The organism is Bradyrhizobium sp. HKCCYLRH3097, from assembly GCF_051167875.1.
In the GTDB taxonomy this organism is placed as follows: domain Bacteria; phylum Pseudomonadota; class Alphaproteobacteria; order Rhizobiales; family Xanthobacteraceae; genus Bradyrhizobium.
The window spans coordinates 1-14,767 of the sequence record NZ_JBNPTX010000005.1 but is presented as its reverse complement, the minus strand read 5'-3'; the positions used below and the strand labels follow the sequence as shown (position 1 = coordinate 14,767).

At 65.4% G+C, this 14,767-nt stretch carries 13 protein-coding genes; 8 read left to right on the top strand and 5 right to left on the bottom strand.

All coding sequences use genetic code 11. The annotated features are described in order from the left end of the window. The first annotated feature begins 220 nt into the window (after nucleotides 1–220). Nucleotides 221–1,279 carry an acyltransferase family protein gene (locus ACQR0U_RS13950; protein WP_315714415.1) on the top strand — a complete coding sequence of 353 codons (1,059 nt, stop codon included), beginning with the start codon at nucleotides 221–223 and terminating at the stop codon, nucleotides 1,277–1,279. On the opposite strand, the gene ACQR0U_RS13945 is transcribed toward ACQR0U_RS13950, so the two are convergent. Continuing rightward, on the bottom strand, nucleotides 1,264–2,688 hold the full coding sequence (locus tag ACQR0U_RS13945) for an O-antigen ligase domain-containing protein (RefSeq protein WP_315827412.1): 1,425 nt from the start codon (nucleotides 2,686–2,688) through the stop codon (nucleotides 1,264–1,266). The two genes, ACQR0U_RS13950 and ACQR0U_RS13945, sit on opposite strands and share 16 nt — an antisense overlap. A 113-nt stretch (nucleotides 2,689–2,801) precedes the next feature. Between ACQR0U_RS13945 and ACQR0U_RS13940 the strand changes: the two genes are divergently transcribed. Further along, complete coding sequence (locus ACQR0U_RS13940) at nucleotides 2,802–3,995, top strand: sialate O-acetylesterase (RefSeq protein ID WP_316202145.1); 1,194 nt, start codon at nucleotides 2,802–2,804, stop codon at nucleotides 3,993–3,995. Nucleotides 3,996–4,011: 16 nt separating this feature from the next. Here ACQR0U_RS13940 and ACQR0U_RS13935 read toward each other — a convergent pair whose 3' ends face one another. Continuing rightward, on the bottom strand, nucleotides 4,012–5,499 hold the full coding sequence (locus tag ACQR0U_RS13935; protein WP_315749788.1) for an MDR family MFS transporter: 1,488 nt from the start codon (nucleotides 5,497–5,499) through the stop codon (nucleotides 4,012–4,014). 137 nt (nucleotides 5,500–5,636) lie between these two features. Between ACQR0U_RS13935 and ACQR0U_RS13930 the strand changes: the two genes are divergently transcribed. From ACQR0U_RS13930 to guaA, 6 genes are all read left to right on the top strand, one after another. Next, nucleotides 5,637–5,885, top strand: a complete 249-nt coding sequence (locus tag ACQR0U_RS13930) for a hypothetical protein (protein WP_315749790.1) — start codon at nucleotides 5,637–5,639, stop codon at nucleotides 5,883–5,885. Between the two features lie 263 nt (nucleotides 5,886–6,148). Further along, nucleotides 6,149–7,636 carry an IMP dehydrogenase gene (guaB, locus tag ACQR0U_RS13925; RefSeq protein WP_315827414.1) on the top strand — a complete coding sequence of 496 codons (1,488 nt, stop codon included), beginning with the start codon at nucleotides 6,149–6,151 and terminating at the stop codon, nucleotides 7,634–7,636. A 152-nt stretch (nucleotides 7,637–7,788) separates the two neighbouring features. Continuing rightward, a complete protein-coding gene (locus tag ACQR0U_RS13920) occupies nucleotides 7,789–8,811 on the top strand; it encodes an NADP-dependent oxidoreductase (protein ID WP_434843364.1) in 1,023 nt (340 codons plus the stop codon). A 138-nt stretch (nucleotides 8,812–8,949) separates the two neighbouring features. Then, nucleotides 8,950–9,291, top strand: coding sequence for an MAPEG family protein (locus ACQR0U_RS13915; protein ID WP_315827416.1), 342 nt, complete (start codon nucleotides 8,950–8,952; stop codon nucleotides 9,289–9,291). Between the two features lie 15 nt (nucleotides 9,292–9,306). After that, nucleotides 9,307–10,608 (top strand): RsmB/NOP family class I SAM-dependent RNA methyltransferase, encoded by a 1,302-nt coding sequence (locus ACQR0U_RS13910; RefSeq protein WP_434843363.1) that lies wholly within the window; start codon nucleotides 9,307–9,309, stop codon nucleotides 10,606–10,608. A 374-nt stretch (nucleotides 10,609–10,982) separates the two neighbouring features. After that, complete coding sequence (gene guaA, locus ACQR0U_RS13905) at nucleotides 10,983–12,590, top strand: glutamine-hydrolyzing GMP synthase (RefSeq protein ID WP_434872174.1); 1,608 nt, start codon at nucleotides 10,983–10,985, stop codon at nucleotides 12,588–12,590. Nucleotides 12,591–12,599: 9 nt separating this feature from the next. Here the strand turns inward: guaA and ACQR0U_RS13900 are convergent, their stop codons facing one another. The 3 genes from ACQR0U_RS13900 to ACQR0U_RS13890 all read right to left on the bottom strand — a co-directional run bounded on the left by ACQR0U_RS13900 (nucleotide 12,600) and on the right by ACQR0U_RS13890 (nucleotide 14,261). Continuing rightward, entirely contained in the window at nucleotides 12,600–13,193 is a 594-nt protein-coding gene (locus tag ACQR0U_RS13900; RefSeq protein ID WP_434872173.1) for a Swt1 family HEPN domain-containing protein, read from the bottom strand. Next, nucleotides 13,190–13,873 (bottom strand): DUF5343 domain-containing protein, encoded by a 684-nt coding sequence (locus tag ACQR0U_RS13895; RefSeq protein WP_434872172.1) that lies wholly within the window; start codon nucleotides 13,871–13,873, stop codon nucleotides 13,190–13,192. The genes ACQR0U_RS13900 and ACQR0U_RS13895 overlap by 4 nt, the downstream gene beginning before the upstream one ends. Nucleotides 13,874–14,000: 127 nt before the next feature. Beyond that, entirely contained in the window at nucleotides 14,001–14,261 is a 261-nt protein-coding gene (locus ACQR0U_RS13890) for a hypothetical protein (RefSeq protein WP_434872171.1), read from the bottom strand. Nucleotides 14,262–14,767 lie beyond the last annotated feature (506 nt).

Genomic DNA, 14,767 nt, shown 5'->3' with positions numbered 1-14,767 from the left:
CGAGCTCGCCTCGGAGAAGCATCACGGCAGCGCCATTGCCTCCAGCTCGTGCCATCCGGCAGAGGCTTATCGGTTGGTTAAGACTAACGCGAGAATACCTCCGATGTCCTGGCAGGCGCCGACGGCGCTGCAAAGCCGGCTGCGATATGACTTGGGGCGCTGACTTTGCAGCATCGCGGACCGGACGCGGGCTGCGCGACAGAGGCAGGACAAGTCGGGCATGGATGCTGGAACGCAGAGGGCAACGGCTGACACCGCGCGCACGGCGTGGATCGATTTCGCGCGCGGCCTCGGCGTCATCCTGGTGGTGTACGGTCATGTGCTTGGCGGTCTGGTGCGCCCCGGCATCTTCCCGGATGGAGCCGTCGCGCGCTGGATGGACTACACGCTCTATACGTTCCACATGCCGCTGTTCTTCTTCCTGGCCGGCTTGAACGTGCAGCACAGCTTGCGGCGCGGCGCGCGTCCCTTCCTCACCTCCAAGCTCTGGACCATCGCTTACCCCTACGTGCTGTGGTCGCTGATCCAGGGCGGGATCACGATGCTGCTGGCGCGGGATGCCAACATCCCGATACATCCCGGCGATCTCACCGCGATCTGGTATCGTCCAATCGCGCAATTCTGGTTCCTCTACGCGCTGATGATCTGCCACGTGATCGCGGTGCTGGTCCCGTCGCGGACGGTTTTGACCACGCTCGCGCTGGCCGGGCTCGGCGTGTTCCTCGCGTTGCCGATCCGGCCGGACCTCGCGCTCACGCTGCATCATCTGCCGTTCTATGTCGCGGGCGTCTACGGTGTCAGCGTCGTGGCGGAATGGCGGCCGTCCGGCTGGTCCGCGTTGGCCGTGATCGGGATCGCGTTTGCGGCCGCAGTGGCGCTGGGCGGCCAGCTGTCCGGCATGGACGCCAACGGACTCGCCTCCCTGCCGGCCTGTGTGCTCGGGATCGCCGGCACGGTCGGGCTCTGCAAGCTGCTCGCGCCAACGAGCCATCGCTGGCTTGCGGCCGCAGGCGTCGCGTCGATGACGATCTATGTGCTGCACATCCTTGCCGGCTCGGGCATGCGGATCATCATGCTGAAGCTGCACATCCCGCCATCGCCATGGGTCTATCTGCTGGCCGGAACGGCGGCCGGCGTGGTGCTTCCTCTGATCGCGCATGCCATCCTGCGGCGGCTCAATCTGCTGGCCGTCTTCGGGCTCGCACCGCCGGCCTCCCGCAAGCTCCAGACTGCGGCGATCACGCCGCGCGCTGCAACGTCCGATCAGGCGCCGGCCTGATGCTGCCGAGCGGCGACGGTGCGCCGTGCTCCGTCGGCCATCTGGTCGAGCGGACAGGCCATCGCGACGAGCATCCAGAACAGCGCCGAGACCTCGCCGGAGGAGATGCTGGTCAGCGGCAGCTGAATCAAGAGCGCACTGATGGCGAGCGCCCCGAGCACGGCGCCCTCGCGCGTCGGTATCCGCCACGCGGCGCCGGTGGCGGCGAGCCCAACCCAGACATAGGCCGCGAGGCAGATCAGTCCGACCGGAATGCCCATCGTCACCCAGCTTGCGATGATCTGCCCGTCGATCGGCATCGCGCCGGCGACGCCGACGTCGGTGATGGTGAAGCCCGATCCCAGGACCATGCTGTTCGGCGCATTCCACAGCGTGACGAACTCATCCAGCCGCTCGCTGCCGCTGCTGTCCTGCGACACGCTGCCGAGCGATTCCAGACGGGAGGTGATGACCTCCGCGAACGGCGTGAACATGACGGTGACGATCACCGCGCCGACCAATCCGACCGTGATCGATACGGCCCGACGCCGCGTCGCGGGGAACAACATGCAGAACAGCACGCCCACCGCAAGCGTGATCCAGCTGGTGCGGTAGAGCGACAGCAACAGGCCGAGCGCCGCGGGCGCCATCGCCGCCATTGCCAGCCATCCCGGGCGCAGGAAGCCCACCAGCAGCAGGCCGGTGGCCGTGAAGGTCGCGTAGCTGGCCGGGCCGTTCATCGTGCTGAACACGCGCACCATGTAGGGCAGCGGATAGCCGGCCGAGGTGATGCTGGCATTCACCATCCAGAACCGATCCCAGCCTTGCGGATCGACATATTGCCAGATGCCGTAAAGGCCTGTGACCGGCAGCACCAGCAGGAATACGCGCGTGATTGCATCGAGCAGGGCGCCGTCGGATCGCGCCCGCTGCTGCAGGGCGATCGCATAGAGTACGGGCGCGGCCCATTTCATTCCGCCATTGGCGGCGTTGAACCAGTCATTCTGGAAGATCGACAGCGCGCCGCCATAGACGATGCAGGCGAGGACGATGAAGGGCGCCACGAGCCAGGGATTGCCCGGCCTGTCCTTGTCCGAGGGCGAAAGCACCAGACTCGGAACTGGCGCGATGATGAACAGCAGCGGGCCGCTCAGCATGACGCCGGACGAATCGAATCCTGCGGAGATGTCGACCAGGCGGCGCACGAAAGGAGCAAAGGCGAACATCAGGATCGCCGACTGCACGTGGGCCGCGGGGCTGCGACGCCACGCGAACCAGCCGGCCACCGCGCAGCCGAGGATGAAGGCTGGTCTGACGATGCCGCCGAGTGCCGGGGCGGCAAGCGCCGTCGCTGCCAGGAGTAGCGCGGACGGCCAACAGTTCATCGCCATCGCCGCGAGCGGCTGCGGATCGATTCGGCTCTCTTTCATGAAGTCGGACTATAATGGAAATCCGGTCTCCTCAGGCATGTTCGAGGCTGGGAGTAAGATGCCCGGCGCCTGAGGCGGCCGTCAGCCGAGGCGACGAAAGAAGTGATCCGAGCATGATGCGACGCGCAATCGTGGCCACGCTTGTCGCAGCGTGGTTGGCCGTCTCGTTGACCGCGACGGCAGGAGCTGCGGAGGTGCTGCCGGCCCGCGACGTCTGCCAGCCGACCACCTCGGCCAAATCGCGCGACGGCAATTGCGTTCCCTGCGCCGTCGGACCCATCTCGACCGCCCCTGGGTTCCTGGCACTGCTGGAGCAGGTGCGCACGCGGCGCGCCGCCTTTGCCGACATCGACCGTCGTATCGATGGCGCGAGCGGAGACCCGGAGGTGCAGAGCCTGCTGCAGGGACGCAACCTGGCCCGTGCACTGTACGGTTCTGATGCGGATTTCATCGCGGGCGGCAACGCCTCGCGCTGCCTCCTGCCGGACAACGAGGCTGTGCGTGCCAGGGCCACGTCGATTGCCTGCGACGCGATTCCGCGCGAGGGGCTGGTGGTGCTTCTGACCGCGGGCCAGTCGAACATCTCCAACACCGGCGCGCCCGATCAGAGTGGCCGGCTCTATCAGCCTCACAACCGGTTCTACAATTTCGACCGCTTCGACGGCCGCTGCTACGTGGCGCGCAATCCATTGCTGGGAACGCCGGGCGAGGGCGAGAACGTCGCCACCCGGTTGGGCGACGAATTGATCGATCGCGGGCTGGCGAAGACGGTCGTGATCGCACCCGTTGCGATCGGCGGGACTTATCTCGAGGAGTGGCGCGCCCGCGGCGGCAAGTATTTCGAGGTGCTGCTCGCAACCGTCGCCGGCCTGCGCGACGTAGGTCTCGAACCGAGCGCGGTGCTCTGGCATCAGGGCGAGTACAACGCCTTCGCGTTCTCCACCAATGGTGCGGAGGACGGCGCGTCCCTGCACGTCACTGCGAAAATGAAGGAAGCGGGACGACTGTCCTACTTGCGCAATTATCTTGAGATCGTTGCCGGCCTGCGGGCGGCCGACCTGACGGCGCCGATCTTCGTCGCCACGGCGACGCTCTGCGGCAGTGTTCCCGACGAGATCATCCGTTCAGCCCAGGCCGCCGTGCCGAACCCGGCACTCGGCGTTTATCCTGGCCCGGATACCGACCAGATCGGGCTCAAGCTGCGCCACGATGGCTGCCACATGAGCCATGCCGGCACCGAGTTGCACGCGCGGATGTGGGCCGATCGCCTGGCCGACTACTGGAAGTCCGGGGCGAGGCGGCCTTGAGCCGGAAGCGGGACGATCAGCCGAGCTTCTGATCCCGCGCATCATGCGTGGTCTCGCTCGCCGATTTCCTGGCGGCCTTCTCCGCGCCCTTCTCGGCGCCCTTGCGGCTCGCGATCGCGGCCACCTTGCGGCCTGAGATCTCGCTGCCGGCGTCATCCGGCATCTGCCAGAACAGGATCGACGACAGCGCCGACGTGATCGCGACGACGATGAAGGCGGGCGCGAAGGACGCCGCGGTGAGCTGGCTCGCGCCGTGCATCCACATCGTGGTCTCCACCGAGAACGCGCCGACCGCGACGCCGGCGGAGATCGCGAGCTGCTGGTTGACGCTGGTGAGCGTCGTGGCGCGGCTCATCTGGGCAGTCTCGACCTCGGCATAGGCGACGGTGTTGATCGCGGTGAACTGCAGCGAGCGGAAGAAGCCGCCGACCACGAGAATGATCAGGATCAGCAGCAGCGGGGTCGCCGGCGTGAACAGCGCGCAGGCGGCGAGGAAGACCGAACTGACGACGGCATTGACGGTCATCAGATGGCGGAAGCCGAAGGCGCGGATGAGGCGCGCGGCCAGCGCCTTCATGCCCATTGCGCCGGCGGAGGAGCCGAAGGTGACGAGGCCGGACTGGAACGGCGACAGCCCGAAGCCGAGCTGCATCAGCAGCGGCAGCAGGAAGGGCAGGGCGCCGATGCCCAGGCGAAACATGAAGCCGCCGACGATCGAGGCACGCAGGGTCGGCAGCCGCAGCAGCGAGAAATCGAGCACCGGAGAGTTGGTGCGCCAGGAGTGGCGGACGTAGAGCGTCATCGAGATCGCGCCGATCGCAACGAGACTCGCGACCACCGGCCACGGCAGCAGGTTGAGACCGGCGACCGAGAGACCGAAGGCGAGGCCGGCGAGGCCGATGCCGGCCAGCACCATGCCATAGAGATCGAACGGCTCGGGATTGTCGCTCTTGATCGGATCGATGAAGCGCAGCGCCATGATAATGCCGACGATGCCGATCGGGATGTTGATCAGGAAGATCCAGTGCCAGGAGAAATAGGTGGTGATGAAGCCGCCGACCGGCGGTCCGATCACCGGACCGATCAGCGCGGGGATGGTGACCCAGGCCATGGCGCCGACCAGCGCGCTCTTGTCGACCGAGCGCAGCAGCACGAGGCGCCCGACCGGCGTCATCATCGCCCCGCCCATGCCCTGCAGGATGCGCGCGAACACGAAGTTCTCGACGGAGTTGGCGAGCGCGCAGCCGATCGAGCCGATCATGAACACGGCGACCGCGCTCGAGAACACGCGCCGCGCGCCGAAGCGGTCGGCGGTCCAGCCGCTCGCCGGGATGAACACCGCCAGCGACAGCAGATAGGAGGTGATGGCGAGCTTGAGCGTCAGCGGGCTGGTGCCGATGTCCCTGGCGATCGCCGGCAGCGAGGTCGCGATGACCGTGGAGTCCATGTTCTCCATGAACAGGGCGGTGGCGACGATCAGCGGAATGACGCGTTGCTTGTTCATCGGAGGTCGGCAGCGGGAGGACGAGGGCGGGCGCCGGGGCTTTAACACCCTGCGACGAACGGGGCCATTGCGCTGCTGGCATGGCCCCATAGATGCAGCGTGACGCTGCCGCGTCCCGTTTTGTTGGAGATGTGCCGATGATCTACCTGCTCGCCGCTTTGGTGCCGCCGCTGGGTCTGCTGCTCAACGGGCAGCCGTTCGCGGCGATCTTCAACCTGCTGCTGTGTCTGGTGTGCCTGGTCCTCGGCCTGTTCTTCCACGTCCTGCTGCTGGTGCCCTCGGCGCACGCGCTGATCGCCGTGCACATGCGGCGGGAGGACCGGCGGCACCGTGAGGTGGTCGAGGCCATCCGCCGCTACGGGCCACCGCCGGGCGCATGGCGCTAGAGGCGCGGAACTTCTGCTCCGGAATCGGGGTCTTCGCGACCTTTTGTTGCGCGTTTCGGACCTGATCAGGGCCGGTCTGGGCCGTTCTTCGCAATCGCGGGAGGACAGCGGATCGGCCCTTTGATTCGTCACAGGCCCATGCTATCGACCCGCGTCAACCCCACCGATGGGCACCGATTCGACGGCGAGGCATGGTCTCGACGGCGGCGTCGCTCATCTGTACCCGCATCGCGGCCGTTTTGGCCGCAGACAAGGAGTTGACGATGGCGACCGTCCAGACACTTCGCGAAGCCTTCACCTTCGACGACGTGCTCTTGAAGCCGGGCCTGTCCGATGTGCTGCCCTCCGAGGTCGACATCCGCTCGCGCGTGACGCGCGAGATCCCGCTCAACATTCCGATCATGGCCTCGGCCATGGATACCGTCACCGAGGCGCGCATGGCGATCGCCATGGCGCAGGCCGGCGGTATCGGCGTCATCCACCGCAATTTCGATCCCGAGGGCCAGGCCGCCCAGGTGCGCCAGGTCAAGAAGTTCGAATCCGGCATGGTGGTGAACCCGCTGACCATCGCGCCGGACGCCACGCTCGCCGACGCGCTGGCGCTGATGAAGGACTACGGCTTCTCCGGCATCCCGGTGGTCACCGGCGGCGGCAAGGGCATCCCCGGCAAGCTGGTCGGCATCCTCACCAATCGCGACGTGCGCTTCGCCACCGATCCGCGCCAGAAGATCTCCGAGCTGATGACGCATGAGAACCTCGTCACCGTGCGCGAAGGCGTCGGCCAGGACGAGGCCAAGAAGATCCTGCACAAGCACCGCATCGAGAAGCTGCTCGTCGTCGACGACCAGTATCGCTGCGTCGGCCTGATCACCGTGAAGGACATGGAGAAGGCGGTCGCGCATCCCTTGGCCTGCAAGGACGGCCAGGGCCGGCTCCGCGTCGCCGCCGCGACCACCGTGGGCGAGGGCGGCTTCGAGCGCACCGAGAAGCTGATCGAGGCCGGCGTCGACCTCGTCGTGGTCGACACCGCGCACGGCCATTCCTCGCGCGTGCTCGAGGCGGTCAACCGCATCAAGCGCATCTCCAACGCGGTGCAGGTGATCGCCGGCAACATCGCCACCCGCGACGGCGCGCAGGCGCTGATCGATGCCGGCGCTGACGCGGTCAAGGTCGGCATCGGCCCGGGCTCGATCTGCACCACGCGCATCGTCGCCGGCGTCGGCGTGCCGCAGCTCACCGCGATCATGGACGCGGTCGAGGCCGCCAAGAAGGCCGACGTGCCGGTCATCGCCGACGGCGGCATCAAGTTCTCCGGCGACCTTGCCAAGGCGCTCGCCGCCGGCGCCGACGTCGCCATGGTCGGCTCGCTGCTCGCCGGCACCGACGAGACCCCAGGCGAAGTGTTCCTGTGGCAGGGCCGCTCCTACAAGGCCTATCGCGGCATGGGCTCGGTCGGCGCGATGGCGCGCGGCTCGGCCGACCGCTACTTCCAGCAGGACATCAAGGACACCTTGAAGCTCGTGCCGGAGGGCATCGAGGGTCAGGTGCCGTACAAGGGCCCGGTCGGCAACGTCATGCACCAGCTCGCCGGCGGCCTCCGTGCCGCCATGGGCTATGTCGGCGCCAAGGATCTCGGCGAATTTCACTCCAAGGCCGAGTTCGTCCGCATCACCGGCGCCGGCCTGCGCGAGAGCCACGTCCACGACGTGACGATCACGCGCGAAAGCCCGAACTATCCGGGCGGGGCGTAAGCCGCACGCCCGCTTTTTCCGTCATTGCGAGCGAAGCGAAGCAATCCAGGGCGGCGCGTGAAGCCCTGGATTGCTTCGTCGCTTCGCTCCTCGCAATGACGGTGCCCGTGGGGCTAGCATCGAACGTCACAACCAACAAAAGAGGAAACACCATGTCCCAAGCCAAGCGCATCGTTCTCGCCGCCCGTCCCGTCGGCGAGCCCAAGCCGACCGACTTCCGTCTCGAGGACTACGCCGTCCCGACGCCCGGTGCTGGCGAGGTGCTGCTGCGCACGATCTGGCTGTCGCTCGATCCCTACATGCGCGGGCGCATGAGCGACGGGCCGTCCTATGCCCAGCCGGTGCCGGTCGGCGGCGTGATGGAGGCGGGGACCGTGTGCGAGGTGGTGGCCTCCAACAATCCCGGTTTCAAGGCCGGCGACATCGTGCTGGCGCGCGCCGGCTGGCAGACGCACGCGATCTCCGACGGCAAGGGCCTCGCCAAGGTCGACCCGAAGCTCGCACCGATCTCGACCGCGGTGGGCGTGCTCGGCATGCCCGGCATGACCGCCTATACCGGCCTGCTCGACATCGGCCAGCCCAAGGCCGGCGAGACCGTGGTGGTCGCCGCGGCCTCCGGCGCGGTCGGCTCGGCGGTCGGGCAGATCGCGAAGATCAAGGGCGCCCGCGTCATCGGCATCGCCGGCGGCAAGGACAAATGCGACTACGTGAAGTCCGAGTTCGGCTTCGACGACTGCCTCGACCACCGCGATCCCGATCTCGCCGCGAAGCTCAAGGAAGCCTGTCCCAAGGGCATCGACATCTATTTCGAGAATGTCGGCGGCCCGGTGTTCGAGGCCGTGTTCCCGCTGTTCAACGCCTTCGCCCGCATGCCGGTCTGCGGCCTGATCGCGCATTACAACGACACCCAGTCGGTGGCGCCGAAATGGGCCGGCGCGCTGATGCGCAATGTGCTGACCAAGCGGCTGACCATCCGCGGCTTCATCGTCAGCGATTTCGCCTCCCGCCATGGCGACTTCCTCAAGGACATGTCGGCCTGGGTCCGCGACGGCAAGGTCAAGTACAAGGAGTACGTCACCGAGGGCCTGGAGAACGCGCCGTCCGCGTTCATGGGCCTGCTCAAGGGCGCCAATTTCGGCAAGCAGCTGGTGCGGGTCGGACCCGACAAGGCCTGAGCACACCTGATGTAATTCTTAAGCCTGTCTGGAAAAAAGCGGGAACCACGGGCGCTTATCGGGAGTCCTGAGGGAACCGGTTCATCCACGAGGGCCCGGCATCATGCCGGGCCTTCGACTTTCCCAAGGGGGATTTCCATGTCGCTGACCATGGTGCTGCTGCCCGTCTTCGTGCAGGTCGGGCTCACCTTCGCGCTGCTGTTCTGGAACAGGACACGGGCACAAACCGCTGACGTCGCTGACGAATTCGGCCTGCCGACGCTGTTCTACGCGCTGATCGCGATTGCGCTGCCGCTGCGGCATGCCGATCTGGTCATCGTGCTGCTGTCCTGGGTGTTCGTGGTGACCCGCTTCGTCAATGCCGGCCTCGTCAGCGGCGCCAAGGACAGCCGCCAGCGCGGCCTCGCCTGGACCGCCTCGGCGCTGGTGCTGCTGGCGATGTGGCTGTATTTCGCGCTCAAGATCCTTCTCCTGATCTAGAACTGGACCTCCTGAATGACCCCCGCCGCCCGGCTGTCCGCCGCCATCGACATCATCGAGACCATCGAGGCCCAGCGGGCGCCGGCGGCCAAGGCCTTGAAGGACTGGGGCACCAGCCACCGCTTCGCCGGCTCCGGCGACCGGGCCGCCATCGCGGGCCTGGTCTGGGACGTGCTCCGCCGCCGTGCCTCCAGCGCCTATGTCATGGAGGACGACACGGCGCGGGCGCGGGTGCTCGGCATGCTCAAGCTCGAGCGCGGCCTCGATGTGCCGACCATCGCGGCGATGTGCGACGGCAGCCGTTTCGCGCCGCCGCCCTTGACCGCGCAGGAGGAGACCGCGCTGGCCTCGCGCACGACCGAGGGCGCGCCGCCGCCGGTCGCCGGCGACTATCCCGACTGGCTCGACCCGTATCTCACTGCGGTGTTCGGCGACGACCGCGTCGCCGAGGCCATGGCGATGGCCAGCCGCGCGCCGCTCGACCTGCGCGTCAACACGCTCAAGGCCAAGCGCGAGAAGGTGCAGGCCTCGCTGAAGCATCTCGGCGCGGTGCCGACGCCGTGGTCGCCGATCGGCCTGCGCATCACGCTCGGCGCCGACGCGCGCAATCCCGGAATCCATGCCGAGGAGGATTTCATCAAAGGCGGCATCGAGGTCCAGGACGAGGGCTCGCAGCTCGCGGCGCTGTTCACGGCCGCCAAGCCCGGCGAGCAGGTCATCGACCTCTGCGCCGGCGCCGGCGGCAAGACGCTGGCCCTGGCGGCGATGATGGGCGGCAAGGGCCGGCTGATCGCCACCGACCACGACAAGCGCCAGCTCGCGCCCATCCACGAGCGGCTGTCGCGCGCCGGCGTCCACAATGCCGATGTGCGCAGCCCCAAGGGTGACGCCGACCCGCTCGCCGACATCAAGGCCTCGGCGGATCTGGTGGTGATCGACGCCCCCTGCACGGGCACCGGCACCTGGCGCCGCAACCCCGACGCCAAATGGCGCATGCGCCCCGGCGCGCTGGAGATCCGGCTGAAGGACCAAGCCGAAGTGCTCGACCGCGCCGCCTCCCTGGTCAAGCCCGGCGGCCGCATCGCCTACATCACCTGCTCGGTGCTGCAGCCGGAGAACGGCGACCAGGTCCGCGCCTTCGTCGCCCGCCACCCGGCCTTCACCATCCAGCCCCCCGACCAGACCGCCACCGTCCTCTGGGACAAGGCCGAGGCCTTCGCCGAGGCCGCCCTGAAGACGCCGGAGGGCTGGCTGATGACCCCGCGCCGGACCGGTACGGACGGGTTCTTCGTGTCGGTGCTGAAGAAGCAGGCGTAGCCGCACCCACGCTGCCGTAGGGTGGGCAAAGGCGCTGCCGCGCCATGTCCGCGCACGACAATGGCAATGGCGCCGTGCCCACCGCATCGCCGCAGTGAACGCCGCCCGACGGTGGGCACGGCGCGCACCAGCGTGGACCAAATGGAAGGCCTGCCACGCGCCTTTGCCCACCCTAGGGCCCATCTCTCTCCGTCGTCATGCCCGGGCTTGTCCCGGGCATCCACGTCGTTCCAACCGCGCCGGTCGACGTGGATAGCCGGGACAAGCCCGGCCATGACGGAGGCCTGGGAGGCGGCCTTCCCGTCGATGACGCACCGGTGAATCGCTTGCTGGCAAGGGTTGCGAGACTCCCCGCAGCGGCGTAATTGCTTGCCATGACAGCCCAAGACAACGCCCCGAACACCCCCGCCGCCGCCGACACCTCCGTGGCCGCGCTCCACGACAAGATCCTGATCGTCGATTTCGGCAGCCAGGTCACGCAGCTGATCGCGCGCCGGGTGCGCGAGGACGGCGTGTATTGCGAGATCGTGCCGTTCCAGAAGGCGGAGGCCGCCTTCCGGCAGATGCAGCCCAAGGCCGTGATCCTCTCCGGCGGTCCGGAATCGGTCCACGAGGAAGGCTCGCCGCGCGCCCCGCAACTGATCTTCGAGAGCGGCGTGCCCGTGATGGGCATCTGCTACGGCCAGATGACGATGGCCGCCCAGCTCGGCGGCACCGTCGAGGGCGGCCACCACCGCGAGTTCGGCCGCGCCGACGTCGAGGTGAAGACGGAAAGCCGCCTGTTCGAGGGCGTCTGGCAGACCGGCGAGCAGCACCAGGTGTGGATGAGCCATGGCGACCGCATCACGCAGATGCCGCCCGGCTTCTCCGTCGCCGGCGTCTCGCCGAACGCGCCTTTCGCCGTGATCCAGGACGAGCAGCGCAAATATTACGGCCTGATGTTCCACCCCGAGGTGGTGCACACGCCCGACGGCGCCAAGCTGATCCGCAACTTCGTCCGCAACATCGCCGGCCTCGGCGGCGACTGGACCATGCACGCCTTCCGCGCCGAGGAGATCAAGAAGATCCGCGCCCAGGTAGGCAAGGGCAAGGTGATCTGCGGCCTCTCCGGTGGCGTCGATTCCGCCGTAGCCGCCGTGCTGATCCACGAGGCGATCGGCGACCAGCTCACCTGCGTGTTCGTCGATCACGGCCTGCTCAGGCTCAACGAGGCCGAGACCGTCGTCGACCTGTTCCGGCACCACTACAACATCCCGCTGGTGCACGTGGACGCGTCAAAACTCTTCCTCGGCGAGCTCGCCGGCGTCACCGATCCGGAGCAGAAGCGCAAGACCATCGGACGACTCTTCATCGACGTGTTCGAGGCCGAAGCGAAGAAGATCGGCGGCGCCGATTTCCTGGCGCAGGGCACGCTCTATCCCGACGTGATCGAGAGCGTCTCCTTCACCGGCGGCCCCTCGGTGACGATCAAGTCGCACCACAATGTCGGCGGCCTCCCGGCCCGCATGAACATGAAGCTGGTCGAGCCGTTGCGCGAATTGTTCAAGGACGAGGTCCGCGTGCTCGGCCGCGAGCTGGGTCTGCCCGACGTGTTCGTCGGCCGCCACCCGTTCCCGGGCCCCGGCCTCGCCATCCGCTGCCCCGGCGAGATCACGACAGACAAGCTCGACATCCTGCGCAAGGCCGACGCCATCTACATCGACGAGATCCGCAAGGCCGGTCTCTACGACACCATCTGGCAGGCCTTCGCCGTGCTGCTCCCCGTCAAGACCGTCGGCGTCATGGGCGACGGCCGCACCTACGACTACGTCGTCGGCCTGCGCGCCGTCACGTCGACCGACGGCATGACCGCGGATTTCTATCCGTTTGATATGAAGTTTTTGGGCAATACGGCCACGCGCATCATCAACGAGGTGAAGGGGGTGAATAGGGTGGTGTACGACGTGACCAGCAAGCCGCCGGGGACGATTGAGTGGGAATAGAGACAGTTCTCAGCCCTTCGGTCCCTCTAAGACCCTAAACCAGTCTCGAATTGCAAGCTTAAGCCGGTCTACTTCGTCTTCGGCCAGAACTCCGCAATGTGCAATTGTGCCGCGCAACATGTTCAGTGCGGATAGGACGCGCGAAACTGCAGATTGGTTGCTTAGCATTCCTGCAAAATCAGACCAATTCTCACGAATGATGTCACCGAGTTGGCCGAACGTTGTATAGTCAATGTCGTCCTCAGAGCGGATTGAGACTGCGGCTTGTGCTTCCCGGGTGCGATTCTTTTTTACTTCGTCTAAGACCCCCTGGGGTACTCGCTTGTCCCACCAACTAGATCCATGTGCGGACTCCATTGTTTCGACGATCAAGCGGCGGATGTCATTCTCAAGAAGATAGAATATCTCATAGTAGCGAGACATCTCCGCGGCATTTTTTCTAGTAGTTAAGTCGAACTGCTTAATGAAGGGATCGAGTTGCTCGTCGTCAGCCTTGACTAGTCCCCCTGATCTTCCAGTATTGTACTCAGCTAACGTCGCACGCAGATTCGTCTCAATCACTGCGCATTTCAATACGAATAGCTCGACGGTATGATCGCTCATGTCAGCAGGTTCGCTTTAAGGCTTCGAAATATCGCGTTATAAACCTCGACATTGGTTGTCTCAGGCAAGACAACGTTGATGTTGTACGCGAGTTGCAGCCGTCCCGTGCCGAGTCGACCTGAAGGTGGACTTTGTGATGTATCCGATTGTTGCTCAGTGTCTCGTTTTTCGTCGTTGGTAGTTTCTTCTCGCGCGAGCTTTGCCGTATCTTGAAATACCTGGAACGTATTCAAGATGTATCGAACGATGTTTTCCTTTTTTGGTAGCCCGGTAATTGCAACAATCACGTCGATCAGTGCGGGCTCCTCAGCGCGGTGGGCATACTGATTTCGTCGGAATATCTCTCCAAACCCATTCCGAAGTGCTTGCAATGCCGCTCCGGGGCGGCCCGCATCTGTCTGAAACTGAGAGTATAGCTCCGTAGGAGTGCCTGACTGATTGAGAAGCCCTGTAGCTTTGAGTATCGGAATGATTGGCCGAGCTGCTCCTCCCGAGGCACCCATTACGGTGCTGAGGAAGTCCGAGTTAAATACTCCGGGCTTTTCCGATGTGGGTATCTTTTCCAGTACTCGTCGCAACACACCCGGGCTGGATGTGTAAGGAAGATTCCCTGGAATTTTTCGGCGAGCAGCTCTTTCAGCGCTTGTGACTTCGGGCGCTGATTCTTGATCCGTTTCCACCTGGTTGCCCTCGTGTGCCACTAATCAAAATTTCCCTCCTGAAGAGGGCTGTCAACGAAATCTTCGGGGTATTCAAATCAGAAATCCAAGGGGGCGGTTGGAGGCTGTCGAGCGTCCATGCGAGACTTTACGGATCCTGTTCCTCGCCAACCTTGAATTCATTCTCAGGAAGATCCCAAGTTGGAAACGCGTAGTGTGAACCGTAGGCTGGCAGTTTCGTAGCGCCAAAAGAGGTGCCCAACGCTCCGAATGTATTGAGCGTAATCCATTTCCGGTCGCGGAAGGCATCGAAAAGATCTAAGCCAAATGCGATGCCAACATTCGGGGCCGCATTTGCTAACTGAGCGTCCAGTTGCTCCTTGACTTTGGTGGCAAGCTCGTCGTCCATCAATGCCCTCCTTGCGGCGCGAGTACGATAGATACCACAGATTGCATGAATGGAAAGCTGGTTTGCGTTGAGTAATCTATCTGCTGCCGACCGACATGAAAAATGGTTGGACGATGGGGAAAGAGTCCAGACTACTCACGAACACCCGGCCGGCGCGTCGGGCCGGGCTTGTTCTTGTGGGGGCAAAGCTCTTCGGCGCGAAGACGTCGGCGGATCATCCACCCGACGGGCAATCCGCGCATGCCCCACATGCGCCAACTGCCCGTCGTGCCAGTTTGTCGCAAAGTTCTCCCTTGCCACGTCGGGCAAATCACCTCCACATTCTCGCGCATCCCGGCTCGCTGAAGAGGGACGTTTCGCGATCGTCATGAAGCGTCGAGCTGGGGAGGCGATGGGCGCGTTGCTCTGCAGCCGGGTGTCACAGCCCGTGCCGACGAACGGAGCGATGCGACGGCGAAGTGGTGTGGTCCTGGCATCGCGGTGCTGATGCCAAGCCGGCGGTGATG

Coding starts and splice junctions, on each gene's coding strand:
- ACQR0U_RS13920 (WP_434843364.1), top strand. CDS start 7,789: ATGTCCCAAGCCAAGCGCATCGTTCTCGCCGCCCGTCCCGTCGGCGAG.
- ACQR0U_RS13910 (WP_434843363.1), top strand. CDS start 9,307: ATGACCCCCGCCGCCCGGCTGTCCGCCGCCATCGACATCATCGAGACC.
- ACQR0U_RS13940 (WP_316202145.1), top strand. CDS start 2,802: ATGATGCGACGCGCAATCGTGGCCACGCTTGTCGCAGCGTGGTTGGCC.
- ACQR0U_RS13935 (WP_315749788.1), bottom strand. CDS start 5,499: ATGAACAAGCAACGCGTCATTCCGCTGATCGTCGCCACCGCCCTGTTC.
- ACQR0U_RS13915 (WP_315827416.1), top strand. CDS start 8,950: ATGTCGCTGACCATGGTGCTGCTGCCCGTCTTCGTGCAGGTCGGGCTC.
- ACQR0U_RS13945 (WP_315827412.1), bottom strand. CDS start 2,688: ATGAAAGAGAGCCGAATCGATCCGCAGCCGCTCGCGGCGATGGCGATG.
- ACQR0U_RS13890 (WP_434872171.1), bottom strand. CDS start 14,261: ATGGACGACGAGCTTGCCACCAAAGTCAAGGAGCAACTGGACGCTCAG.
- ACQR0U_RS13930 (WP_315749790.1), top strand. CDS start 5,637: ATGATCTACCTGCTCGCCGCTTTGGTGCCGCCGCTGGGTCTGCTGCTC.
- guaB (WP_315827414.1), top strand. CDS start 6,149: ATGGCGACCGTCCAGACACTTCGCGAAGCCTTCACCTTCGACGACGTG.
- guaA (WP_434872174.1), top strand. CDS start 10,983: ATGACAGCCCAAGACAACGCCCCGAACACCCCCGCCGCCGCCGACACC.
- ACQR0U_RS13950 (WP_315714415.1), top strand. CDS start 221: ATGGATGCTGGAACGCAGAGGGCAACGGCTGACACCGCGCGCACGGCG.
- ACQR0U_RS13900 (WP_434872173.1), bottom strand. CDS start 13,193: ATGAGCGATCATACCGTCGAGCTATTCGTATTGAAATGCGCAGTGATT.